Origin of the sequence: Catenibacterium sp. UBA627, assembly GCF_002299355.1 — a bacterium.
Classification (GTDB): Bacteria; Bacillota_I; Bacilli_A; order Erysipelotrichales; family Coprobacillaceae; genus Catenibacterium; species Catenibacterium mitsuoka.
Map to the genome: position 1 here is coordinate 1,860 of NZ_DBPF01000103.1, position 1,430 is coordinate 3,289.

Consider the following 1,430-nt stretch of genomic DNA (forward strand, 5'->3'; position numbering starts at 1 on the left):
ATTGTTTCTGTGAGTACAATAGATGATATGCCTGAAGAATATGGTTGTCGTGATTCGATAACAACCTTATTTTATTCTTTATATAATATTTATTTAGTTAATTTAGAGATGAAACATGCTGTAGATGTAACATGCTGTGCTAAACAGTCTCATGTTTCAGTTGATGATTCTCTGAATGTAGTATATGTAATCGGAGAATCTTATATAAAGTGCCATTCTCAGTTGTATGGATATTATTTACCAACAACTCCGAATCTGTATCAAGAAAAGAAAAAAGGTAACTTATTTGTATTTGACAATGTAGTTAGTCCTTTTAATAGTACTACTTTAACGATGAAAAACACGTTGTGTTGTAACAGTCTGCGTAACCATGAAAAATGGTCTGATAGTCCTTATTTTCCAGCTCTATTTAAAAAAGCTGGTTATCAGGTTTATTTCTGGGATGTTCAGAAGGATGATGAATTACAGGCTCCGTTTGTGTTCTCTATGAATACTTTTGTTTATAATCGATTACTAATGAAGGAATCCTATACGCAAATAAGTAAGAATGTTTTCGAATATGATAATCAGGCAGTAGTAGATTTTTCCAAGGAAGCTAAGGGTATTGGTAAGCATAATCTTGTTATCTTTCATCTGATGGGACAGCATGTTATGGCAACAAAACGCTATCCTCATATATCACAGTTTAATGTATTTTCTTATAGAGATATTCGTAGCAAACAGCCTTATTTGAATGATGAAAAGAAACAGATGATAGCTGAATATGATAATGCTACTCTATATAATGACTATGTATTGAAAAATATTATTGATTTATTTAGAGATAAAAATACGGTAGTCCTCTATTTTTCTGATCATGGTGAAGAAATATATGATTATAGAGATTCGTATGGACGAGTTGTTTTTGATGATAATATGAAGAATTTAGGATATAAGTATCAGTATGAAGTGCCTTTTATGATATGGTGTTCTGATAAGTATAAAAAGAAATATCCAGCGATTATAAATAATATCAAAAAAGCACTTCATCGTTCTTTCCGTACTGATGAAATCTGTAATGTAGTATTTCACATATCCCAACTTAATACACCTTATTATCGGGACAAATATGATCTATTGAGTCCTTCTTTCGTACCATTAGATTCTGTTTCACAATCGATGTACAATTAAGTATAACATCTCAATAGTTCTAGCCATTTTTGAAAGATGTTAAATTTAGAATATTGAATAGCCATGGTTTGAGCTTTCATACCCAGATTATGGCGTAGTGATTCTGAATTTATCATCTTGCAAATGGCTGTGATAAAAGCTTCATTATCATTTTGTCTTACGATAATACCATTTATTTCATCTCTAATAATTTCGTTAGCTCCATATTTAAAGTCGAAAGTAACAGAAGGTAAACCACATGCTTGAGCTTCTAACATTAC

2 protein-coding genes are annotated in these 1,430 nt (G+C 30.9%); one reads left to right on the top strand and one right to left on the bottom strand.

Annotated elements, in window-relative coordinates:
• The coding region (locus B2S90_RS06470; RefSeq protein WP_286696755.1) for a phosphoethanolamine transferase at positions 1 to 1,170 on the top strand (1,170 nt) is incomplete at its 5' end.
• Here B2S90_RS06470 and B2S90_RS06475 read toward each other — a convergent pair.
• Positions 1,167 to 1,430, bottom strand: a 264-nt coding sequence (locus B2S90_RS06475; RefSeq protein ID WP_286696756.1) for a glycosyltransferase, incomplete at its 5' end; no start/stop codon positions are given. The two genes, B2S90_RS06470 and B2S90_RS06475, sit on opposite strands and share 4 nt — an antisense overlap.